Origin of the sequence: Nocardia sp. NPDC051463 (genome assembly GCF_040681975.1) — a bacterium.
Taxonomy (GTDB): Bacteria; Actinomycetota; Actinomycetes; order Mycobacteriales; family Mycobacteriaceae; genus Nocardia.
Genome location: NZ_JBFBAB010000019.1, coordinates 114,886 through 136,450, shown reverse-complemented (window position 1 = coordinate 136,450; position 21,565 = coordinate 114,886). Strand labels below are relative to the sequence as shown.

23 protein-coding genes and 1 tRNA gene are annotated in these 21,565 nt (G+C 66.2%); 9 read left to right on the top strand and 15 right to left on the bottom strand.

Annotation, left to right across the window (positions count from 1 at the left end; translation table 11 throughout):
- Nucleotides 1-151: 151 nt before the first annotated feature.
- Complete coding sequence (locus tag AB0M74_RS23705; protein ID WP_366528458.1) at nt 152-691, bottom strand: transglycosylase family protein; 540 nt, start codon at nt 689-691, stop codon at nt 152-154.
- A 537-nt stretch (nt 692-1,228) separates the two neighbouring features.
- Here AB0M74_RS23705 and AB0M74_RS23700 point away from each other — a divergent pair.
- A tRNA-Met gene (locus AB0M74_RS23700) sits at nt 1,229-1,302 on the top strand.
- Between the two features lie 206 nt (nt 1,303-1,508).
- Here the strand turns inward: AB0M74_RS23700 and AB0M74_RS23695 are convergent.
- Both AB0M74_RS23695 and AB0M74_RS23690 read right to left on the bottom strand, forming a co-directional pair.
- Nucleotides 1,509-2,333: a hypothetical protein gene (locus AB0M74_RS23695; protein WP_366528457.1), complete on the bottom strand. Its 825-nt coding sequence runs from the start codon at nt 2,331-2,333 to the stop codon at nt 1,509-1,511.
- 24 nt (nt 2,334-2,357) lie between these two features.
- On the bottom strand, nt 2,358-3,110 hold the full coding sequence (locus tag AB0M74_RS23690; protein WP_366528456.1) for a DUF6345 domain-containing protein: 753 nt from the start codon (nt 3,108-3,110) through the stop codon (nt 2,358-2,360).
- A gap of 287 nt (nt 3,111-3,397) precedes the next feature.
- Between AB0M74_RS23690 and AB0M74_RS23685 the strand changes: the two genes are divergently transcribed.
- Nucleotides 3,398-3,916, top strand: coding sequence for a DUF2231 domain-containing protein (locus AB0M74_RS23685; protein WP_366528455.1), 519 nt, complete (start codon nt 3,398-3,400; stop codon nt 3,914-3,916).
- On the opposite strand, the gene AB0M74_RS23680 is transcribed toward AB0M74_RS23685, so the two are convergent.
- The gene (locus AB0M74_RS23680; protein WP_366528454.1) at nt 3,856-4,524 is read right to left on the bottom strand and encodes a response regulator transcription factor; all 669 of its coding nucleotides are present in this window, start codon (nt 4,522-4,524) and stop codon (nt 3,856-3,858) included. The two genes, AB0M74_RS23685 and AB0M74_RS23680, sit on opposite strands and share 61 nt — an antisense overlap.
- A complete protein-coding gene (locus AB0M74_RS23675; RefSeq protein WP_366528453.1) occupies nt 4,521-5,690 on the bottom strand; it encodes a histidine kinase in 1,170 nt (389 codons plus the stop codon). The genes AB0M74_RS23680 and AB0M74_RS23675 overlap by 4 nt, the downstream gene beginning before the upstream one ends.
- A 268-nt stretch (nt 5,691-5,958) precedes the next feature.
- On the opposite strand from AB0M74_RS23675, the gene AB0M74_RS23670 reads away from it, so the two are divergent.
- A complete protein-coding gene (locus tag AB0M74_RS23670; protein WP_366528466.1) occupies nt 5,959-6,870 on the top strand; it encodes a sterol desaturase family protein in 912 nt (303 codons plus the stop codon).
- Here AB0M74_RS23670 and AB0M74_RS23665 read toward each other — a convergent pair.
- Nucleotides 6,854-8,119, bottom strand: a complete 1,266-nt coding sequence (locus AB0M74_RS23665) for a cytochrome P450 (protein WP_366528452.1) — start codon at nt 8,117-8,119, stop codon at nt 6,854-6,856. The genes AB0M74_RS23670 and AB0M74_RS23665 overlap by 17 nt on opposite strands.
- Nucleotides 8,120-8,235: 116 nt before the next feature.
- On the opposite strand from AB0M74_RS23665, the gene AB0M74_RS23660 reads away from it, so the two are divergent.
- Entirely contained in the window at nt 8,236-8,718 is a 483-nt protein-coding gene (locus tag AB0M74_RS23660; RefSeq protein WP_366528451.1) for a helix-turn-helix domain-containing protein, read from the top strand.
- A 177-nt stretch (nt 8,719-8,895) separates the two neighbouring features.
- On the opposite strand, the gene AB0M74_RS23655 is transcribed toward AB0M74_RS23660, so the two are convergent.
- Nucleotides 8,896-9,699 carry a nuclear transport factor 2 family protein gene (locus tag AB0M74_RS23655; RefSeq protein WP_366528450.1) on the bottom strand — a complete coding sequence of 268 codons (804 nt, stop codon included), beginning with the start codon at nt 9,697-9,699 and terminating at the stop codon, nt 8,896-8,898.
- A gap of 113 nt (nt 9,700-9,812) precedes the next feature.
- Here AB0M74_RS23655 and AB0M74_RS23650 point away from each other — a divergent pair, with 113 nt between their 5' ends.
- On the top strand, nt 9,813-10,604 hold the full coding sequence (locus AB0M74_RS23650) for a methyltransferase (protein ID WP_366528465.1): 792 nt from the start codon (nt 9,813-9,815) through the stop codon (nt 10,602-10,604).
- Between the two features lie 15 nt (nt 10,605-10,619).
- Here the strand turns inward: AB0M74_RS23650 and AB0M74_RS23645 are convergent, their stop codons facing one another.
- On the bottom strand, nt 10,620-11,591 hold the full coding sequence (locus AB0M74_RS23645) for an SDR family NAD(P)-dependent oxidoreductase (RefSeq protein ID WP_366528449.1): 972 nt from the start codon (nt 11,589-11,591) through the stop codon (nt 10,620-10,622).
- Between the two features lie 86 nt (nt 11,592-11,677).
- Here AB0M74_RS23645 and AB0M74_RS23640 point away from each other — a divergent pair, with 86 nt between their 5' ends.
- Nucleotides 11,678-13,030: a TIGR01777 family oxidoreductase gene (locus AB0M74_RS23640; RefSeq protein ID WP_366528448.1), complete on the top strand. Its 1,353-nt coding sequence runs from the start codon at nt 11,678-11,680 to the stop codon at nt 13,028-13,030.
- On the opposite strand, the gene AB0M74_RS23635 is transcribed toward AB0M74_RS23640, so the two are convergent.
- From AB0M74_RS23635 to AB0M74_RS23615, 5 genes are all read right to left on the bottom strand, one after another.
- On the bottom strand, nt 13,027-14,319 hold the full coding sequence (locus AB0M74_RS23635) for a cyclopropane-fatty-acyl-phospholipid synthase family protein (RefSeq protein ID WP_366528447.1): 1,293 nt from the start codon (nt 14,317-14,319) through the stop codon (nt 13,027-13,029). The genes AB0M74_RS23640 and AB0M74_RS23635 overlap by 4 nt on opposite strands.
- Nucleotides 14,316-15,038, bottom strand: coding sequence for a DUF1365 domain-containing protein (locus tag AB0M74_RS23630; RefSeq protein ID WP_366528446.1), 723 nt, complete (start codon nt 15,036-15,038; stop codon nt 14,316-14,318). The genes AB0M74_RS23635 and AB0M74_RS23630 overlap by 4 nt, the downstream gene beginning before the upstream one ends.
- A complete protein-coding gene (locus tag AB0M74_RS23625; RefSeq protein WP_366528445.1) occupies nt 15,035-16,357 on the bottom strand; it encodes an FAD-dependent oxidoreductase in 1,323 nt (440 codons plus the stop codon). Before AB0M74_RS23625 ends, AB0M74_RS23630 begins: the two co-directional genes overlap by 4 nt.
- A gap of 397 nt (nt 16,358-16,754) precedes the next feature.
- On the bottom strand, nt 16,755-17,600 hold the full coding sequence (locus AB0M74_RS23620) for a MerR family transcriptional regulator (protein WP_366528444.1): 846 nt from the start codon (nt 17,598-17,600) through the stop codon (nt 16,755-16,757).
- Between the two features lie 88 nt (nt 17,601-17,688).
- The gene (locus AB0M74_RS23615; protein WP_366528443.1) at nt 17,689-18,051 is read right to left on the bottom strand and encodes a hypothetical protein; all 363 of its coding nucleotides are present in this window, start codon (nt 18,049-18,051) and stop codon (nt 17,689-17,691) included.
- 86 nt (nt 18,052-18,137) lie between these two features.
- Here AB0M74_RS23615 and AB0M74_RS23610 point away from each other — a divergent pair, with 86 nt between their 5' ends.
- Nucleotides 18,138-18,773, top strand: a complete 636-nt coding sequence (locus AB0M74_RS23610) for a lipocalin family protein (protein WP_366528442.1) — start codon at nt 18,138-18,140, stop codon at nt 18,771-18,773.
- The gene (locus AB0M74_RS23605; protein ID WP_366528441.1) at nt 18,770-20,095 is read left to right on the top strand and encodes a deoxyribodipyrimidine photo-lyase; all 1,326 of its coding nucleotides are present in this window, start codon (nt 18,770-18,772) and stop codon (nt 20,093-20,095) included. The genes AB0M74_RS23610 and AB0M74_RS23605 overlap by 4 nt, the downstream gene beginning before the upstream one ends.
- 72 nt (nt 20,096-20,167) lie before the next feature.
- Here AB0M74_RS23605 and AB0M74_RS23600 read toward each other — a convergent pair whose 3' ends face one another.
- Together AB0M74_RS23600 and AB0M74_RS23595 are read right to left on the bottom strand one after the other, a co-directional pair.
- Nucleotides 20,168-20,290: a TipAS antibiotic-recognition domain-containing protein gene (locus AB0M74_RS23600; protein ID WP_366528440.1), complete on the bottom strand. Its 123-nt coding sequence runs from the start codon at nt 20,288-20,290 to the stop codon at nt 20,168-20,170.
- Between the two features lie 20 nt (nt 20,291-20,310).
- Nucleotides 20,311-20,604 carry a MerR family transcriptional regulator gene (locus AB0M74_RS23595; protein WP_366528439.1) on the bottom strand — a complete coding sequence of 98 codons (294 nt, stop codon included), beginning with the start codon at nt 20,602-20,604 and terminating at the stop codon, nt 20,311-20,313.
- A gap of 72 nt (nt 20,605-20,676) precedes the next feature.
- On the opposite strand from AB0M74_RS23595, the gene AB0M74_RS23590 reads away from it, so the two are divergent.
- On the top strand, nt 20,677-21,117 hold the full coding sequence (locus AB0M74_RS23590) for a VOC family protein (protein WP_366528438.1): 441 nt from the start codon (nt 20,677-20,679) through the stop codon (nt 21,115-21,117).
- The last annotated feature ends 448 nt before the right edge of the window (nt 21,118-21,565 follow it).

Genomic DNA, 21,565 nt, shown 5'->3' with positions numbered 1-21,565 from the left:
CCAGCTGGTCACCGAACTCCGCAACATCCCCGGAAAACGACACGGTCGCCGCAACCTCTCAATCGAGAGTGTTGCGACGACCGCATGAACCCAAGCCGAGGGGTCGGTGATGGGGCCGCTCTTGCATCGGATCCGGAATGCGGACCGAAGATCAGCCGAACAGCGAGTTGATCAGTGTGCTGTTCTGCTCGAGCACTGCCTGGTACTGGTCCTCGACGCCGGCTTGCTTGGCGAGCTCGTTACCGGTGCTCTTGGCCTGGTCGACGGCGGACTCGGCACTAGCGATGACCGGGGCGGCGGGAGTGCTCGGCTCCACGGCGGGCTCGGGCTCGACATCGGCCGACTCGCCGCCGGTCAGGTAGGCGCCACACGTCGGCCAGGCGCCGACACCCTGAGTGGCGAGCACGTTTTCCGCGACGCGGATCTGCTCGGCCTTGCTGGCGGTATGCGCCGAGCCCTGGCCGCCGTTGGCCGCCCAGGTGCTCTGCGAGAACTGCAGGCCGCCGTAGTAGCCGTTGCCGGTGTTGATTCCCCAGTTGCCACCGCTTTCGCACTGTGCGACGCCGTCCCAGTTGTGGGTGGGTGCTGCCGATGCGGTGGCGGTGGAAAGACCGAACGGTACCGCAACGAGAGCGCCGGTGACGGCCACGAAGCCGAGGGCGCGGGTGCTGAACTTCCGGTTCTGAGACATAGTTTTTCCCTCCCTGCGCCCGCCGGCACGGCGAAAACACCGCCGTGTCCCTGTCCCCAGGAGTCGGGGATCCTCGAACCGCGGGACAGGGTCGCCGGTGTTCGGCGGTTCGAGTTCGTGCCCATCACGTTTGATCCGGGCCGTGGAGCCGACGGTAACGAAGAAATCTCAATAGATCACGTCTTGATAACGTATGCATTGTATGAAGTGAATGACCTGAATTTCGATGTTTGCGCTGGTCGCTAATGTCATTTGAATGGGTTTCTCAAGATCATTTATAGCATCGTGATGTGTTCGAGATCACTATGATATAGTGAGCCGCGTCACGTTTGAATGTTTCGAAAAAGGGTGCCGCGGGTGCGCGTCTCCTCGTCGGCATCACGCCGAACCCTTCGAACAGGGGTCGTGCGCCGTGTCGCACTGTGGCCTCTCGCCCTGCTGCTCAGGCCCGTACCGATCCGCCGACCAGTGCGAACACCCTGTTCGGACGGCGATTTGCCATCCGAACGAAGACGTGTGTAATGTTGTGTTTATCGACGCGGGGTGGAGCAGCTCGGTAGCTCGCTGGGCTCATAACCCAGAGGTCGCAGGTTCAAATCCTGTCCCCGCTACAAATGGCGGCCCGGAACACATGTTCCGGGTCGTTTTCTTTTCTCACCCGGCTGATCAACCCGCCGCTGGAGTGCCGGGCCGTTGCTGCGCTCAGGTATATTCGCCCACATTCTTGCGCAGGTCTGCGGTCGCGGAGCTACTCACGTCCTGCCTCAGCGACGAAGAACACCCTTTTCGGGTCGGCGAGCTTCTCCGTGAACTCGGCCTACTCGGTCTCCCGCGGCCCGGACACCCGCTCGCCCTGCCGGGGCGGCATCCGCTCGAGATCCCACACATGGGTGCGCGGCTTCATGACGTCGCGTCCGGCGATATCGAGGTAGCGGACCGGTTTGCGCCCGATACCGGGTGTTCGAGGCGCATAGATGGCCCTGATCACGGCGCGGAACTCCATCACTGATCCGACGGCCGGTGAATGCAGGGTGCCTGCGTGCACCGATTCCAGTTGCGCCGCTTCGCATCCCGGATCTTTCCAACCGTTGTCGAGGCGGGCAGCCAACGCATCGACCTCGTCGATGACGGTGGCGGGTACCTCAGGCCAGTGCAGCAGCAGGTGCCCGATGCCGCCGTCACTGGTCAGCCCGAGCAGGCAACTCGAATTCCAGACCGGGTGACCGTTGATCGTGCGGCGCAGCCGTCCGTATCGGACGCCGCGCTCGACGGGTTCCGGTGCGGCGATTCCAGTGCCGCCGTGGAAGCTCGCGACCTGCGTGTATTCCTGAACGACGTCCCGCGCGCCGATCTCGTCGCGGGGTATCTCGAGACGTGCCGCGACCGCATCGCATTCGGCGAGGAGGTCGGCGTCGGAGCCGCCATAGTCCGCGCCGCGGCCCGTTCCGAAGGCCGAGTTCTGCACGAAGTAGGTGCGGGAGTCGAGCCGCTGGCTGAAAAGTAGGTTGTCGCTTCGGATGCCGACGGTGTTGCCCGCGATCCCGCGCTGCTTCGCGTCATCGATCCGTAGGCCGAGTTGTTCGGCGAGCCCGGTCAGTCTTTCGAGCTCTGGCGACCGCTCGCCGCTGTCAGGGGTGGTCATGCCGAGTCCTCCACTGCCTCGTCCTCACGCGGTGCGCCATTTCCAGGCGAACCACGACGCCGGATAGTTGAAGAGACTGTGCACGCCGATCGTCTCCTCGTCGCGGTGCCATATCGCGTCGTTGCGGGAGGTTCCGGCGGCGAGGGCGACTGCCGAGCATCCCGTTTGGATGTCCTCGGTTCCGGCGTTCATCCACGCGTCGCCCACCGAATAGTGCGGGAAGAATGGATATATACCCGTCGCATACAGCGCAAACAGGACTCCGCGATCCGGGCTGTCCAATGCGTCGGCCCCTGAGTCGCCGGAGTGCCCGAGTGCGATATGCAGGCCCTCGAACACCGGGAACCACGAATTGGCCAGCGACACCAGATCCATCGGGCAACTGGCATCGATCACCGCATACTGCAGCCCGGCCGGGGGTGTGTTTCCCCAGCGCACCTCGCGCCCGATCGTGACGGTGTTCGGCCCGCCGGTGCTGCTACAGACGAGCAGGAAGTCAGGATCCGTCGCGGTGGGCGCGTTCTGGCAGCTCCCATGGCCGCAGAAGAGATAGAGCGCGGGGAGGTCGCTGCCACCCTGCGGCTCGCGATCACCCGATGCCGTCTCCCGGAAGTCCGAACCCCACACCTGCGCGTTCTCCCATCGGGAGAACATCTGGTGGCCTGCCTGCAGGAAGATAGCCGCAAAGGTGCGCGCCTCTTCGATGGCGGCAGGTAGATCGGGCCCGGCACAACCGCCCGCGACATAGCTGCTCACCGCTCCGGTCGAGAATCGCATCGTTGGGTCTCCCTTCCGCTGTCGTCATCGTGACGTCGCAGGCTGCTGGTGGCGCGAGTAAGCGACTACCCGACGTTTCTGTCTGTTCCTGCGATGATGGCGAGTAGTGCCGCATGACGTCGGCAGAGGCTGTGGATACTCGGCCCGGCGGCCGAGCGCTGCCTGCTACGCCCGACGGACCGCTGTCGCGGACCCGTCGATGAACCGCGCACCGCCGTATAACGTGAGGTGAGGGAGATATTTGGGCCGATACCGCCGCGGCGGTCGAGAACCGAGGAGATGCCCTCATGTCGACGATCAACGGTTTGCCCGCTCACGTGCTGTTGGTTCATGTGATCGTGGTGTTCGTGCCGTTGACCTCGGCATTGTTGATGCTGTCCGGGTTATGGCCCGCGGCGCGTCGCCGATTGATCTGGCTGGTCATCGCACTCGCGGCGGTGACGGTCGCGCTGACCCCGCTCACCACCGACGCCGGTGCATCGCTCCAGCAGCGACTCGGTTCGTCACCCGCCATCGAAACCCACGCCGACCTCGGCCGGACGATGATCTACTTCGTCGTCCCGCTGCTGCTGGTCGCTGCGCTGCTCCTCGCTGTCCAGCTGCGCGAGGAACGCGACAAGCCGCCGACCAGGGCACTCACCGCGGTTCTCGCGGTGCTGGCGGTCAGCTGTGGCATCGCGGCCTGCACGCAGGCCTATCGCGTGGGCGACTCCGGCACCCGTGCCGTATGGGGAGCCCAGATCGATCAGGGCTGCGGCGGACCGGCGGAGACCAGACCGTGCTTGTGGGCGAATACGACCGCGTGAATTCGGTCGCGGACGCCGAGTTTGGCGAGAATGCGGGAGACATGGGTCTTCACGGTCTCCTCGCCGACGCCCAGTAGCGCGGCGATCTCGGCATTGCTGCGTGCGTCGGCGAGCAGGAGCAGCACTTCGTGCTCCCGTGCGGTGAGCTGCTGCACCTGCGGCGGAGTCTGCGGCAGCGCGAGGCTGCCCGCGAACCGCGCTGCCAGGCGGCGGGTCATCGACGGATCGATCAGAGCGTCGCCACGCGCCGCGATCCGGATCGCGGCGACGAGTTCTTCCGGCGGAAGGCTTTTCAGCAGGAAGCCGCTCGCGCCTGCTTGCAGGGCGCGGTAGAGGTTGGCATCGCTGTCGTAGGTGGTGAGTACGAGGACACGGGTGCCGCCCGCGGCGACGATGACCTCGGTAGCAGAGAGCCCGTCCAGCTTCGGCATCCGCACATCGAGGATCGCGACATCTGGTCGCAGCCTGGCGACTTCGGTGATCGCGGCCCGACCCTCGCTCACCTCGGCGACACAGTTGAGATCCGCCTGGCTGTCGACGACGGCGCGCAGGCCGGAACGGAACATGCTGTGGTCGTCGGCGATCAATACCCGAATCGGTGCGTTCATGTTCCTCCGATCGGGACCGAGACCACGATGTGCCACTGAGTTCCCTTCGACTCTGGCCCGTATTGGAGCTCGCCGCCGAAGAGTTCGGCGCGTCGTCGGATGCCGCCGATGCCGCGCGGCACCGACGCGTTGTCGATCGTCGTGCCTGCCATGATCGGATTCGTCGTTCCGATCATGATCAGGTTCGGCCGGTATTCCACATCCAGCCGTGCGTTTTCGCCATCGCCGTGGCGTAGTGCGTTGGTCAACATTTCCTGCACGATTCGATAGAGGGTGATGTTCAGCGAATCCGGCAGTGGTACCGCTGATCCTCGCACGGTGACTTCGACCGTCATCCCGGCCGACCGCACGTATTCGATCAGGCCGTCGATATCGGCAAGCCCGGGTTGGCGCTGTCCGTCGTCGTCGCGACCGTGCAGCAGATCCAATTGCCGGCGTAGGTCGACCATCGCGGCCCTGCTACTTGTCTCCACCGCGGTCAACGACTTCGTGGCCGGACCGTTTCCGGCGTCGGCAAGGGCGATTCGCGCGGCGCCCGCGTGGATGCCGATGGCACTGACGTGGTGGGAAATCACGTCATGCAGATCGCGCGCGATGGCGGCACGTTCATCGGCGACCGCGCGCTCGAGCGCGACCTGTTGTTCCTGCTTGCGCAACTGCGCTTGCTGCTCGAGCTCCGCGATATAAGCGCCGCGTGCCGCGGTGTATCGGCCGACCAGCCACGGCACCACACCGACCGATACCGTCGTCGCGAGCAGCAGCCGCCAGTCGTGTGAGGCGGTGCTGCCGACGAGCAGATGCGCGCCCGCGAAGCCGGAGCACAGTGTGAGGACTGTCCAGACGGATGTCGGGCCCGACATCCACGCGCCCGCGCGGTATCCGGCGACCAGGAATCCGACATCGGCGAACCGTGCCGCGAAGCCGTGCCGATGCAACAGCAGCGCCTCCAGCAGCCGTAGGGCAACCTGGGCGACCGCAACGATGCCCGCGGTGCGCGGCGGCGCAGCCAGCGCGAGATCGGCGGTGGCGACGCCTACCGCCACTGCGGTCGCCTGCCACGGCGCTACGGCGAAGACACCGCACAGTGCTAGGACCACAGTGTCGATCACCGCGGCAACCACCGCGACCACCAGTGACTGGCGGGCCAACGACCTGCTCACGTCCACCGGCCGCACCTCCCACATCTCCGGCAAGTACCGGTCGGCCCGATCCGGCGAACGCACCGATACCGGCCGAGTTGTTCGCGGGCGATCCTACCCAGCCGCCGACACACCACACCGGAGCCGCTGTGGGTCAACTCTGCCCTCGGACGGTGCGCCGCGCGTCCCCCGCACGGGGGACGGTAAGTCCCTCGGCGGCGCGATGTCTGTGCTGGCCGCGGCCCGTAACGTGGCCGTGACCGGCGGGAAAAGTGAAGGAGATCTCATGGGCCGTATGGACTTGTTGGGCTATGCGTTACCGGCATTCGTGCTGCTGATGGTGGTCGAGTGGATCTCCTACCGCCGCGATCCCGACCGATCCGAGAACACCAGCGCAGGGCGAGACACCGCCGCCAACTTGGCGACTTTCACCCTCGGCAGGCTCGTCAAACCGTTCATGCACTACCTGCTGCCGTTCTCTGCGGTCCTGGTCGCTGCGTCGGTGACTCCGCTGCATCTGTCGCCGAAGAGCTGGTGGGTGTGGGTGCTCGGGTTGGTGGTCACCGATTTCTGCTATTACTGGGCCCATCGCGCCGACCATCGGGTGCGGCTGCTGTGGACCGCGCACAGCGTTCACCACTCCAGCGAATACTTCAATCTCTCCACCGCGCTGCGGCTGCCATGGCTGCATCCGGTGGCCAACATGGTGCGTGGACTGGCGTGGGTGCCTGCGGCCTTGATCGGCCTGCCGCCGTGGATGATCTTCCTGCTGCAGACCATCGGATTGCTCTACCAGTTCCCGATCCACACCCAGCGGGTCGGCACGCTGGGGCCGCCGATCGAGTTCCTGTTCAATACGCCCGCGCATCACCGCGTCCACCACGGCTCGAACCAGCCCTATATCGATAGAAACTATGGCGGCATCTTCATTATTTGGGACCGGATGTTCGGCAGCTTCGCCGCCGAATCCGAACCGGTCCGCTATGGCCTGACGAAGAACATCGCCACCCACAACCCGCTGCGGGTCAATTTCCACGAGCTGGCCGGACTGGTCGATGATGTCCGCAATGCCGAAACCTGGAGGGGCCGAATCGGTTACGTGTTCGGCCCGCCGGGATGGACCGAAAAGTCGACCGACTCCGAGCCGGAATCCCTCGCGGTAGGACCCGAGGCCGTCAGCGGCGCCGAATCTACTGCCGCGGCGTGATCCCGGCGAAATCGAGCGGTATCGCCGCCGGCCCGCGCAGGTTGACGTGCGCGCGGTACGGTGGCGGATCGATGGCGCAGCCGGGGGACCGGACCCGCTGCGCGAACCTGGTCACCGCGACGCGTCCCTCGAGCCTGGCCAGCGGAGCGCCGAGGCAGAAATGCGCACCGAGCCCGAAGGCGAGATGGCGGTTGTCACGGGTGGGGTCGAAACGGTCCGGGTCGGTGAAGGCGGTGGGATCACGCTGCGCAGCGGCAATCAGCATCAGGACCAGGTCGCCGCGGTCGATATCCAGGTCGCCGATCCGCATATCCGCGGCTGCGATCCGCGGAATCATCTGTACCGGAGGGTCATACCGCAGCGTTTCCTCGATAATGCCTGCGGCGTGTTCGGGCTCGGCCCGCAGCGCCGCGAGATGTCCGGGGTGTCGCAGCAGGGCGAGGATCGCGTTGGAGATGAGGTTGACCGTGGTCTCGTGGCCTGCGATGAGCAGCAGCGCGCACGTAGAGATGAGCTCGTCGTGGCCGAGTGTGTCGCCCGCGTCCTCGGCGGCGATCAACTGTGACAACAGGTCCGGCCCTGGATTGCCGCGCCTGCGCCGGGTGAGGTCTTCGAAGTAGGCGTTCAGTTCGGTTCCTGCCGCCTGTAACGCACCGGGATCGGCTTGATGCTCGGCGGCGGTGCGGGAGGTCGGGTCCAAGGTGCGGGCCAACAGGGACGACCATTGCCGCAGTTGTGGCTCGTCGGCGAGTGGCACGCCGAGGAGCTCGCAGATGACGGTGACCGGCAGCGGATAGGCGAGATCGGCGACGACGTCGAAGGTACCGGTCTCCGCGACCCGATCGAGGGTGTCGTCCACGATCGCGCTGATCCGCGGTTCCAGCTGCGCGACGACCCGTGGTGTGAAGGCCTTCGACACCAGTCGGCGCAGCCGGGTGTGGTCGGGCGGATCGAGGAATAGGAACGACGGCTTGGACTGGCGGACAGCATCTTTCGTGGCCGAGGCGGCCAACATCGGCATCGTCTCCAGCTGCACTCGGGTCAGTGAGCGGTCGACGCTCGAGTGCGGGTGGCGCAGCACCGCCGTGCAGTCCGCGTGGCTCGACACGATCACGACCGGCGCGGTCCCGATCCGGAAAGGGCCGCCCGCCCGTACCCGGGCGTATATCGGATAGGGGTTCGGCCGCACCGCCGGGTCGAGCAGCTGTCGGTAGGTGGCGGTGCTGTCGGTTTGTTCGCTCATCGTCATGGCTGTGCACCAATCCGGCTCGGGAGCCGCCGTGGGTCCGTCGATCTTCGATGGTATTGATATCCTACCGATAGTAGGATTGCAATACTATAAGGAGGGGATGGGAGTATGAGTCGGTGAAGATTCGGCCCCCCGAGAACGATTCGATCCAGCGCGTCGTCGAGCTACTCGGCGATCGCTGGACGATCCTCGTGATCAGGGAGGCGTTCTTCGGGGTGCACCGTTTCAGCGAGTTCGCCCGCAATATCGGCATCACCAATCGCAATCTGCTGACCAATCGGCTGCGTTTGCTCGTCGACGCCGAGATCTTCGAGCGCACCGACGAAGGCGGCGGTCGGGTCGACTATCGCCTCACCGCACGTGGGCGTGATCTGTACCCCATGATGATGGCGATGATGGCCTGGGGCGATCGGCATCTCGCCGACCCCGGCGGCCCGCCACTGACACTCGAGCACCGCTCATGCGGGCATCCGGCCGCGCCTGTCCTGGTGTGCGAGCACTGCTATGAGCCGATCGACCCGCGCGATATCGCTCCACGTCCAGGGCCTGGCTTCGAGCCGCAGGGGGAGTCGCACGCGACGGATGAGCGAGCATCCTGACCGAACCGGCGATCAGTCCGATCGATGAGGTCCTCGGCCTGATCGATGGGTCCACTGCCCGATGGGGCAGGTGCTCGGTCCAATGGTCGGGTGCTCGGTCTGCTCGACGGGCGCCGGGTCCGATCGGGCGAGTGCTCAACTCGATCGGGCGGGTGCCGGCTCGGATTCGACGGGTGCTCAGGCGTCGGTGAATACCCGGATCGCGCTGATTCGCGTTGTGCCGGAGGTGAAGTCGATGAACGCGACGCCGTGCACCGTGCCGAGTCGGATGCTGGCGGTGACGGTGTGACCGGCGGCGATCATCTTGTCCCACTTCAGGTTGCGCGCCCGGTTGGTGAATTCCTCCACCGAGACCCGGGTGCCGGCGGGAAGCTCGATAACGCTGTCGTAGTCGAGCAGGCTGCGCACGCAGCTGATGTCCGTCGCCGCCGCGGCGGTGAAGAGCCGGGTCGCAACGCGTTTGCCCGCGCGGCCGACCCCGAAGAGCCCTCGCATCATCCCGACGGCGCCGCCGATGCCCTGATTGACGATCAACTGTGGGCCGAGTTTCAGCGCGGCGCCCAAGCCCGGCACCCCGGTGCGCAGCAACTGCGCGATCATCGCGGCCAATTCCCAGTGCGCGGCCAAGCGGGCGATCTTCCATGCGCCGTCTTCTTCGACGAGGTCGTAGCACAGGTGCATCGGGACGGCGACGGTGGCGCCGGTCGACATCGTGGTCTCGATCAGTAGATCTCGGACCACGGTCGGCGGCCCGACGAGATCGCGCTCGACCCGGAAGGCAATGGTGTTCGGGCCGATGAAGGTGTCGTAGAAGCGCTCGATCGCGGCCCGGCCGATGTGTGGCCGCGAGCCGACCGGATCGTTGACGGCGGCATCGGTGCTGAACAGCCCCACCCAGGCCGTGCGGTCATGCGCGGCGACGGCACGCGGCGAGGCCGCTACCGCCGCGAGCAGATCGGCGGCCCTCGGATCCAGCGGCATGACAGTTCCTCCATTGTCGCGGGTCGTGACTCGAACACATGGTAGAACATGTTCTAATTTTGGCGCCGGAAGTCAGTGGAAGTATCCGGCGCAACGCTCGACAAAGGATCTCGATGCACTGGTACACCGGGAACACCGCCTACGATACGGTGCTGACGATCGCCTTCGGGTTCGCGGCATTCGTGCTGGTCGGTGGGCTGTTCGCGCAGAGTCCGTACGGCCGCTTCGCCACCACGAAGGTCGGTTTCAACCTGAACCCGAAGCTCGGCTGGTGGTTGATGGAAATACCGGCGACGCTGGTGTTCGCGGTGTTCTACCTGACCGGTCCGAACCGATTCGAGCCGACGGCGCTGGTGCTCGCGCTGATCTGGTTCGTGCACTACGGAAATCGCGGGTGGTTCTTCCCGCTGTCCATCCGGCAGGTGCCGGGCAAGCGCAGCAGCTTCAACGTCTCGGTGCTCGCCATGGGCATGTTCGTGACGGCACTGCACGGTTACCTGAACGGCGCATTCTTCAGTCACGACTATCAGCACCAGTACGGCACCGGTTGGCTGACCGATCCGCGTTTCCTCCTCGGCGTCGTGGTCTATCTCTGCGGGTTCACCCTGCTCGTCCGCTCCGAGGCGATTGTGCGCAACCTGCGCGACAAGAACGACCCCGGCGCAGCGGAGTACCGGATCCCCTACGGCTTCGGCTTTCGATTCGTCACCAGTCCCGCTTACCTCGGCGAGTTGCTCGCCTGGGCCGGCTTCGCCCTGCTGACCTGGTCGCCGGCCGGTGTGGTGATCTTCCTGATCACCGCGGGCAACCTGGTGCCGCGCGCCTTTGCGACCCATCGGTGGTACCGCGAGAAGTTCGTCGACTATCCGGCCGACCGGAGGGCGTTGATTCCGTTCGTGCTCTGAGGCTGCGCGGCCCGCTCAACCGATATCGATGCGGGCCGCCTGCCTGCAGTCCAGCCAGAGCCGCCGCAGCTCGCCGTTGGTGTAGTGGGTGCGGCGTAGGTAGTGCTCGGGTCGCGGGCGGCGGTCGTGCCAGAACCGGCCCGACGGTGGGGTCGGTGCGGTCCCCGCCAGCCACACAGCGGTGTCCGCGCCCTCGGCCGGCGTGCGCAGCAACGGACCGATCAGGCGATGGAATCCGGGCAGTGCGGCGGCGATGCCGGGTGTGTCGACCCAGCCCGGGTGCATACTGTGGAACGAAATACCCTGGGGGCCATAGTATTCAGCGAGGATTGGAGTGAAGGCCACCTGCATACGTTTGGTGCGGGCGTAAGCGGTCGCACCGCGGTAGCGGCCCTTGCGGTACTCGGGATCCTCGACGGCCAGCGGCTGGGTGTACATGCCACCCGAAGACACGAAAATCACCCGCGGGTCGCCGGCGACGCTCAGCAGGGAGGCGAGTCGATCGGTGAGCAACAGCGGGCCGAGCACGTGGGTTGCCAGCGTCAGTTCGTGCCCGTCGGCCGTCTCGGCGCGTTCGGGCGGCAGCACGCCCGCGTTGTGGATCACTATGTCGAGTTTCGGCAGTCGCGCGCGGAGGCTTTCGGCGCATTCCGTCACGCTGGCCAGGTCCGCGATATCGCATTCCGTGACGGTCAGATCGGCGTCGGGATGCATCGCGAGGATGTCGCGACGGGCACGTTCGCCGCGTATCCGATCGCGCACGGCGAGAACCACCGATGCGTCGAGTCCGGCCAACGCCTCGGCGATTGCCTTGCCGATGCCCGAATTCGCGCCGGTCACCATGGCCGTGGCGCCGCGCAGTGCGCCGGGTTCCGGATCGGCGGGCCGACCGCCGCGGCGCAGGACCACGCCGAGGCGGGTGTATCCAGGAACGATCGTCCGGTCGAGCAGGGTGTCGAGCTTCGGGGTTCCGGATGGATCGGTCATGTCGCCATTCTGCAAGTGAATCCGCCGGTTTCCATTGAACGATGCATAAACGTTGCAAGAGGGTCGATGGTGACTACAGTCGGGGGATGGGCATCGAGTGTTCGAGCGTTGTCGCCGTTCCCCGGGCCGAGGTCTTCGCCTGGTACGCCAGACCAGGGGCATTCGCCCGGCTGGCGCCGCCGTGGCAGCCGATGTCGCTATTGGCGGAGGCGAGCTCGATGCGGGACGGTCAGGCCGTGCTCGGCCTGCCGGGTGGGCTGCGCTGGGTCGCGAGACATGACCCGATGGGCTATGAGCCGCCGCACCGTTTCGTGGACACGGTCGCCGTGGACGGCCTCGCTTCCTTGCCCGCCGGACTACTGCTCCGATGGCGGCATACGCACGATTTCGAGGTCGTCGACGATGGCCACACGCGGATTGTCGATCGTGTGGAGTCGCCGGTGCCCGCGTTCGCGCTGCGATCGATGTTCGACTACCGGTACCGGCAGGTCGCCGACGATCTCGCCGCGCACCGCCGGGCAGCGCGGGCGGGCTACCCGCCGTCGATCATCGCGATAACCGGTGCATCCGGGTTGGTGGGCTCGGCGTTGGCCGCGTTCCTGACCACCGGCGGACACGCCGTCATTTCCCTGGTCCGCCATGCACCCCGCAACCCGAGCGAAAGACGCTGGGACCCAGCAGATCCGGCCCCCGATCTGCTCGACGGTATCGATGCGGTGGTGCATCTGGCCGGTGCGTCGATTGCGGGTCGATTCACCGAGGAGCACAAGCGGGCGATCGTCGAGAGCCGCGTCGAGCCGACCCGCAGACTCGCCGAGCTCGCCGGCCGTGTGGGCGTGCCCACCTTCGTCTGCGCCTCCGCGATCGGCTACTACGGCTACGACTGTGGCGACGAAGTGCTGCGTGAGAACACTTCTCGTGGCGAGGGGTTTCTTGCCGATGTCGTCGAGGACTGGGAGGCGGCCACCGTGCCCGCTGCCGCGGCAGGTGTCCGTGTGGTGTCGGTGCGCACCGGCATCGTGCAGTCGCCGCGTGGTGGCACGCTGCGATTGTTGCGGCCGCTGTTCGCGGCTGGGCTGGGCGGCCGGATCGGTGATGGAGGCCAGTGGCTTTCCTGGATCGGGATCGATGACCTGGTCGATGTCTATCACCGAGCGCTGTGGCAGGGCGATCTGTCCGGTCCGGTCAATGCTGTCGCACCACAGCCGGTTCGGAACATCGACTACACCAGGATCCTGGCCGCCGTGCTGCGCAGGCCCGCGCTGCTCCCGGTGCCGGAGTTCGGTCCCGGCTTGCTGCTGGGCGCGCAAGGAGCGCGGGAGCTCGCGACGGCGAGCCAACGGGTCGAGCCCGCTCGGCTGCAAGCGGCAGGTCACCTCTTCCGAACGCCGGGTCTGGAGTCGACACTGCGACATCTGCTCGGTCGCGCGCCCGCCTAGCCGCCCGGCTCCGTGCGGGTGAGCAGCAACTGCTGGACATCGAGATAGCCACAGCGAAACCCCGCCTCGGCATGCGCCAAATACAGCCGCCACATCCTGCGGAACATCGGGTCGAAGCCGAGTTCGCAGACCCGGTCCGGTCGGGAGTCGAAGCGCTGCTGCCACAGGCGCAATGTGTGCGCGTAATGCTCGCCCATCGATAGTTGGTCGCGCACAACCAATCCGGTACTTCGGGCAACCACTTCGCCCAGTAGCCGGGTCGAGGGCAGGAACCCGCCGGGAAAGATGTACTTCTGCACCCAGGTGTAGGTGTCGCGGGTGGCCACCATCCGGTGGTGCGGCATGGTGATCGATTGGATCGCCACTCGTCCGCCCGGGGCGAGCAGGCGATCGATGGTTCGGAAGTAGGTATCCAGATATTCGTAGCCGACGGCTTCGATCATCTCTACGGATACCACCGCGTCGTAGCTGCCTTCGACATGCCGGTAGTCGAGCAGATCGATGGTCACCCGGTCTGCCAGGCCGACTGCCGCGACCCGCTCGAGCGCCTGCGCCCGCTGCTGCACGGAGAGTGTCACCGAGCGCACTGCCGCGCCGCGCTGAGCGGCACGCAGCGCCAATTCTCCCCAGCCTGTGCCGATTTCGAGGACGCGAGTACCTGGACCGACACCGGCGAGGTCGAGCAGCCTGTCGATCTTTGCGCGCTGGGCCGCGGCAAGGTCGCTCCACTGCGGCCGTGGCGACAGCGTGGGAAACAGCGCGCTGGAGTAGGTCAGCGTCTCGTCGAGGAACAGTGCGAAGAAGTCATTGGACAGGTCGTAGTGTCTGGCAATATTGCCACGGGTATTCGATTCGCTATTCCGCTGCGCAGCAGGATGTTTCGCGACGTACAAACGACGCAGGTGCTGGAGCGGTGTGGGCACCAGCGTGTCCACGTGCTGCGCGAACACCGTCATGGTGGCGGTGAGATCGGGGGCCGACCAATCGCCCGCCATGTAGGACTCGCCGAATCCGATCAACCCGCCGCTGCCGAGGCGCGCGAAGAAATGGTCGGGCCGGTGCACGATCAGCCGGGGCTGATCCGTCGGCAGCGCAGTGCGGCCGATGACAGTTCCGTCGGGGTACTCGACCCTGATAGGCAGGTCGCGCACAGCGCGATCGAATAGTCGGTGGGCCACTGCTGCGGCAATGCCCGCGCGAATCCCGGTGGGCACGAGCTCGACGTCGGGATAGAAAGGAAGGTGTTGCGCGGATGCGCAATCGGACGTGGGATGCGATTCGATGCTCACCGCGAAGACTCCGTCAGTGCAGGGGTTGGCCGGGGAACGACGGGCAGGCGGCGCGCCCACAGGCGTATGCCCTGCCAGCGAATGCGTGCCGAAACCACCAGGGGGGCACAGGGTGATGCCACTATCGCGCGCAGCATGGTACGGATGGTTGCCGGACGGCAACGCCCGGTCATCGACGCGGCGAAGATCGGTCCGCCGTCGCTGAGCACGATGGATATCCGCAGCCACTCATCCGGTTCCGGCAGTCGCATGAGGTACTCGCCGCGTACTTCGTTGAAGGGCGAGACATAGAACTTCTTGGGCGTGCGCGCCCGCGCTTGTTCGTCGAGGCGGACGAGGTAGCAGTGCCGACCGCCGTAGGTGTTGTGCACCTCGGCGACGACACAGACCCCCGCGCCGGTCTCGTCGTGGCACCAGAACAGCGTGAGTGGATTGAACACATAGCCGAAGACCCGTGCGTTGGTGAGCATGAGGATTCGGCCGCCGTGTAAGTCGATACCTGCACCGTCGAGGAAGTGCTCGACGTTCGCACGCAGCGACCGAGTCGGATCGCCGAAATGATCGGCGGATCGGAATGTGGCGATAGTTTGCAGCCAGCGCGGCAACCTGGGCATCTCGTCGAGGTCGATCAACCAGCTGTAGCTGCGATAGCGGAATTCGTGTCGCAACGGCGTGACGCGCACATGGCGGATGTGCGTGCGAATGATGCTCGCCGTCATGATGCTCGCACCATTGTCGCTGGTTCGGTCGTCCACCGCGCACCGAGCCGCTCGGCGGCGCGTAGGCCCGACAGCGCGCCGTCCTCATGGAAACCCCAACCGTGATACGCGCCGGCGAATGCCAGTCGGGCATCGCCGATTTCGCCGAGTCTGCGTTGTGCCGCGACCGACGCCGGAGTGTATTGCGGATGTTGGTAGATCATTCGATCTACGACCAGGTTCTCGTCGATGCGGTCGTGCGGGCCGAGGGTGAGCAGGAAGTGGCGATCCGTGCCTGCGATTCGCTGCAATCGGGTGAGGTCGTAGCTGACCAGGACACGATCGACCGGCGCGGTGCACGAGGGCAGCCGATAGTTCCATGAGGCTCGCGCCCGTCGCGCCCTCGGCAGCACCGACTCGTCGGTGTGTAGCACCGTGTGGTTCACCGAATAGGGTATGGCGGAAAGTATTTCGTACTCGGCGGCGGTGGGTTCGGCGAGGATATCGAGCGTTTGATCCGGGTGGGTGGCGATGACAGCGGCGTCGAAGACGCGTAGTTCATCTGCTTCGCTACGGACGGCGACTCCATCGGGGAGTCGGTGCACCGCCCGCACCGGGGTCGAGCGCAGCACCGTGTCGAGTCGCTGAGCGACGGCGTTCACATAGGTCGCAGATCCGCCGGTGACTGTGCGCCAAGTAGGGGAGCCGAACACCGTCAACATGCCGTGGTGGTCGAGGAATGTGAAGAGGTATCGGGCCGGGTAGCGCAGGGCTGTCACTGGGTCGCACGACCACACCGCGGCGACCAATGGAGTCAGAAAGTGTGTGACGAAGTAGGCGGAGAAATGGGTGGCTCGTACCCATTCTCCCAGCGTGCGGTCGGACTCGGGTCCGGCATCGAGTTCGGCACGTGCGAGCCGATGGAATCGTGGCACCTCGGTCAGCAGTCGCAGGTAGCGGCCGTTGCGCAGCGCGCGGGCGTCGGCGAACAATCCGCCGAGCCCGCGAGCGCCCGCGTATTCCAGGCCGCAGCCCTCGCACTGTACCGACATGCTCATATCCGAATCCTGTGTGGCAACGTCCAGCTCGCCGAACAGGCGCAGCAGAGTCGGGTAAGTGCGGTCGTTGTGCACGATGAAGCCGGTATCGACGTGGACGTCTGTACCGCGCAGCACAGTGATCCGGTGGGTGTCCGCATGACCACCGAGGCGGGCGTCCGCCTCGTACAGGGTCACTTCGGCCGAACGCGCGAGCACCCAGGCGGCTGTCAGGCCGGCGACACCGCTGCCGATTACGGCAACTCGCCGGAGGTCGTTCGTGGGATCGGTGTGCTCGATCATCGTGCTCCTTCTCTCCGGCGGGCGGTGCCGGACGATCCGTTGGCCGGAGGCTGAATTCCGCGGCGATCGCGTCACATCGACGCGCCGACGGAGTTGTCGGCGCAACCGGCATTTGCCGTTCGGTGGACGTGTCCGTGCAACGATGCATCAATTATGCATCGTTTTGCGTGAGTGGGCTACCGGTGTCGGAATTCGGGCACGTCACCCGACCGGCGAGCAGCGGGTTGCCGGGGTAGTTCGGAGACTGTGCCTCGGCGGCCGGGTGTGATCGTCGCGCGATCGAACAAGGTGGCTGCCGAGCACGCGGCGGTGGCGTGGAATCAGCAAACCTGTGCGACGCGGCGCCGCCGTAGGGCACGGCGCGCTCGGGTCGTACGCGTTCGCGAGGGCGGGCGAATCAGCTCAGGCGGTCGGCGGCATCGGTGAGACTGTCGACCCGGATGACCGAGTCGGGCAGGACGACCGCGTCCCAGCCGGGGCCGCCGACGAACACTCCGGCTCCCGCGGCGACGCATGCGCGCACCGCTGAGGTCAGCGCGGTCGATTCCTGCTGTGACCACAGCACTGCGCACGCGGAGCGGTCATGCCTGGCAAGAGCGTCGGTGAGCGCGGTGGTCGGGACATCGGCGCCGAGCATCCAGGCTCCGACACCGCGCTCGGCAAGGGTCGCGCGCAGGACCTCGAGCGGCAGCGTATGCGTCTCACCGCTGGTGCAGGCCAGTACGACCGGTCTCGAAGTCGGCCCTTCGGGTGGCGGGTTGGTGCGGTGCAATACCGAGGTGATGCACCACGACAACAGGTGTTCGACGTCGATGCAGCCCTCGCCGGCGTGCTGGCGCGCGACGATGTCGGCAAAAGTCGGGCGGCACAACTGATCCCACGTGTCCACCACTCCGAAGGTGCGGACGTGGGCGGCGAGCCGGTCGCACACCGTCGTCGCGTCGAGCGCGAAGGCCGCGATCAACAGTGCTGCGCGATCTCCGAGCGTCGGTGCGGCGCCACGCACCACCGCCGCCGCGCCCGCGGGCGTCGCGCCGGCTCTGATGAGGGCCAGCATGCGGCCGAGTACCTCGATGTCGGCCTCGGTGTAGAGGCGGTGCTTGCCAGGTCGCTGCTGCGGCGGCCCGATGTTGTAGCGACGATTCCAGCTTCGCAGGGTGGCCGTCGGGATGCCGAGGCGGTCGGCGACGGCACGCACCGTGTATCCGGCCGCGTCGGAGGCGGAAATGGTACCGGCGGGCATCGCACCATTCTGCCTGGTTCCGTTCCCGCGTTTCGTCATGGCAGGGCGCCTGCGCATCGATTCCGCCCGCGACCGCCCGGCGCGGCGTTCATCGTCGTACGGTGGCAGCCGCCGTCGCGGCACAGAGTAGACCCCAGCCCGCCGTCACCGCGATGGCCTTCGCCCGCTGCCTCTGCCCGCGCACAGCGGTGCCGAGCACCACGGCGTCGGCCAGGTCCGAACACACCCGCACGGTGATCGCGAGCCGCATCGCGCCTGGTCCCGGCGCCGCGGCGAGCGCAAGGCCCGAGGCGGCATCGCGCAGGCCCGCCATCCGTGCGACGGCTCGTACGGCACGGTCGTCCGGACTCCAGCCGCACGGCTCGAGCAAGATCGCCGGACGCGCGGTCACCGCGAGTCCGTATGCCGCCGTAGCCACGCCCATCGCACGCGGCAGCCACATCGACGTCATAGATCCTCCTTCGAGCACCTGATATGCATCAATTATGCATCGTTATGAGCTAGGATGGTGGAAGCTGTCGATTTCGAGGAGCTGCCATGACCCCAATTCGAACCCACCGGCATCCCGGTGGCCTCGCCGCCGTAGTGGCTTCGGTGCTCGTCGCCACCGCTATCGCCGCGGGAACCGCGGTCGCCGACCCGGTGGCATCGCCGGTCGGGGCCCCCGCGCCGGTTCCATATCTCGATCTCGACCGGTATCTCGGCACCTGGAATCAACTGGCCGCGGTGCCGCAGTACTTCAACCTTCTCTGCGCCCGCGATACGCAGGCCACCTACGCACTCGACCCGCAGGGCAATGTCTCCGTGCACAACAGGTGCACCACGTGGGTGAATTCGCTCAACGAAATCACCGGCACCGCAACGGTCAATGATCGGACTACCAGCGCGCAACTGCACGTCAGCTTTCCCGGGGTGCCCACCCAGGATGGGCTGGAAGGTCCGACCAACTACATCGTCACCGCGTTGGGTGAGGCGTACTCGTGGGCGCTGGTTACCGATCCGAGCCGAATCTCCGGCTTCGTCCTCGCTCGCGACCGGGTACTGGATACCGCTCAATGGCAACAGGTTCGACATGCGATCGACGCCGTGGGCCAGAATTCCTGTCTGTATCTGACCTCGCCGACGACAGGTGGTCGGACCGATATCGCACCCTTGTGCGCGGTGACGCGATGACCGTCACGATCGCACTGTTCACCCGCGACCTGCGGGTGCGTGACAATCCCGTGCTGACCGCGGCGTATCGCGAGGGCGCCGCGGTGGTGCCGCTGTTCGTCGTCGACGAGAAGATCGTGTCCGGGCGCTTTTCCTCGCCGAACCGGGCCCGGTTTCTGGCCGCCGCGCTCGGCGAGCTCGATGCCGAATTGCGCGCCATCGGAGGACGTTTGGTCGTGCGCCGCGGTGATGTCGTCACCGAGGTCGACCGAGTGGTCGCGCAGGTGCACGCCGACAGCGTGCACATCGCCGCTGATGTGAGCGGATACAGCCGCAGGCGCGAAGACGCGCTGCGGGTGCGGTTGGAGCGGCGCAGCTGTCTGCTGCACACGCATGCCGTCTCGATCACCGCCGCAGATCCGGAAGAGTTGTTCCCATCGACAGGACGTGATCACTTTGCGGTGTTCACACCGTATTTCCGGCGATGGGCGCAGGCTCACCGACGTGAGCCGCTCGGTAGACCGCGCGAACTGTCGCTGCCCAAGGTAGCCGGGCTGCCATTGCCGGAGCCCGACGATATCTGCTTCGGGGCAACCTCGCCCCAGCTGTCTGTCGGTGGCGAAACCACGGGCCGAAAGATCATGCGGGACTGGCTTTCCGGCCCGATCGGTGGTTACGAGCGCAGCAACGACGACCTCGCCGCCGACGCCACCTCGCGGCTGTCGCCGTATCTGCACTTCGGCTGTGTGTCCCCGGTGGAGGTGGTGCACCGGGTCGACATGTCGACCGAGGGCGGCCACGCCTTCGCCCGGCAGCTGGCATGGCGCGACTTCCACCATCAACTGCTGGCCGCCCGCCCTGACGCCGCCCGCTCGGACTACCGCCCCCGCCGGATCGAGTGGCGCGACGATCCCGAGGCCGTCGACGCATGGCGCGAGGGCCGTACCGGCTACCCCGTGATCGATGCGGCGATGCGTCAACTGCGCGCAGAGGGCTGGATGCCGGGTCGCGCCCGACTGATCACTGCTAGCTTCTTGTCCAAATCCCTCCGCGTGGACTGGCGTATCGGCGCAGACCACTTCCTGTACTGGCTGGTCGACGCAGACTTGGCTAACAACCAGCTCAACTGGCAGTGGGCCGCGGGCACCGGCACCGATACTCGCCCCAACCGCGTGCTCAACCCGCTACGCCAAGCCGGACGCTACGACCCCGACGGCGCATATGTCCGCCGCTGGATCCCCGAACTCGCCCACCTGCCCGCTGCCACCATCCACACCCCATGGCGCGAAAACATCGATCCCGCAGACTATCCCGCCCCGATCATCGACTGCGTCGGCATGTAGCGCGACGACATCGGTGCGACACTCGGTCCCGTTCGCACTCGCAACCGGCCCCCGGGGCTTTCGGGCGGAGGACTACTCGCCGAGCCGCTCGTCCGCGTAGACGACCATCGCGTCCCGCTGATATTCGGCCAGGCCCTCGGCGATCTTCTCGTAGTTCGCCTTGAACCGCTCGTCGTCCACATACAGTTGCCCCACGCATTTGTCCGCGTCCCGGTTCAGGGTCCAGAAGCGGCATATGCCCTGGTATTGCCGGTGGTGCGCGCCACGGTGTCGGCCATACCCGCCAGGCGGTTGCGCTCACCGAGTAGGCGGATGTGCTGCCGTTCGAGGGCGGCAAGCGTGTCCGACTCGGAATCGACCGCCTGCGCGGCCTCGGCCAGGCTCAGGCCGAGTTCGCGCAGGACGAGGATCTGCTGTAAGCGCAGCAGTTGCTCCTGCTCGTAGTAGCGGTAGCCGTTGGTGCCCACACAGGCGGGCTCGAGCAGTCCGATGTCGTCGTAATGAGACATTGCGATCCGGTGTGCGGTGAGGGAGTAAACATGGCCATAATGGGCCGTTCCGCACCAAGGAGAACTCAAAACATGACCATTCAGCGGATGGACAACGTCGCGATTGTCGTCGATGACCTGGACGCGGCTGTCGCGTTTTTCACCGAGCTCGGCATGGAGGTCGAGGGCAAGGCGCAGATCGAGGGTCATTGGGCGGATCACACAGTCGGACTCGATGGCGTCCGGTGCGACATCGCGATGATGCGGACCCCGGACGGTCACAGCAAGCTGGAGCTGACCAAGTACTACGCCCCCGTGGTGTCCGGCGCCGCGCCGGAGAACTCGCCGCCCAACACACTGGGCCTGCATCGCGTCATGTTCGCCGTCGACGACATCGACGACACCATCGCCCGCCTGCGCGCCCACGGCGCCGAGCTCCTCGGCGGGGTGGCGCAGTACGAGAACAACTTCCGGCTCTGCTACCTGCGCGGCCCCGCAGGCATCATTGTCGCTCTGGCCGAACAGATCGGCTGACGCGGGCCCGCCACGCGATCGAGCCACCTCGGTCCGACCATGCCCTATCGCAGAGGCCGAATCGGTCCGGAGGTGTCGTCGGGATTCACCGATACGAGCCGGAACACACCGACTCCGGCATCGACCGATCGATCCCGGATCTGTGGTTCGTCCGTCGACGCTGGTCCGCGCATGCAAGCCGATGTCACGGATAGACCCTCCCGAGCGGGTGCGGCAGGTCAACCTGGACGGGAGGGTCTATCCGGCAACATAATCCGAAAGGGCTTACTGGTTCGCGGCTACACGGGTGTCCGCAGCGCGAACATGAAACCGGCCTTTGCCAGCGTGCTACGCCATATCCGCCCAAAATTCGGCCGATATTACTGCGGCCCCGATGTGGACCAACGCGCCGAACTCGTAGGCCGTCGTCGCCGATGAGATCGTCTTCCGGGACAAGGCATAGAGCCCG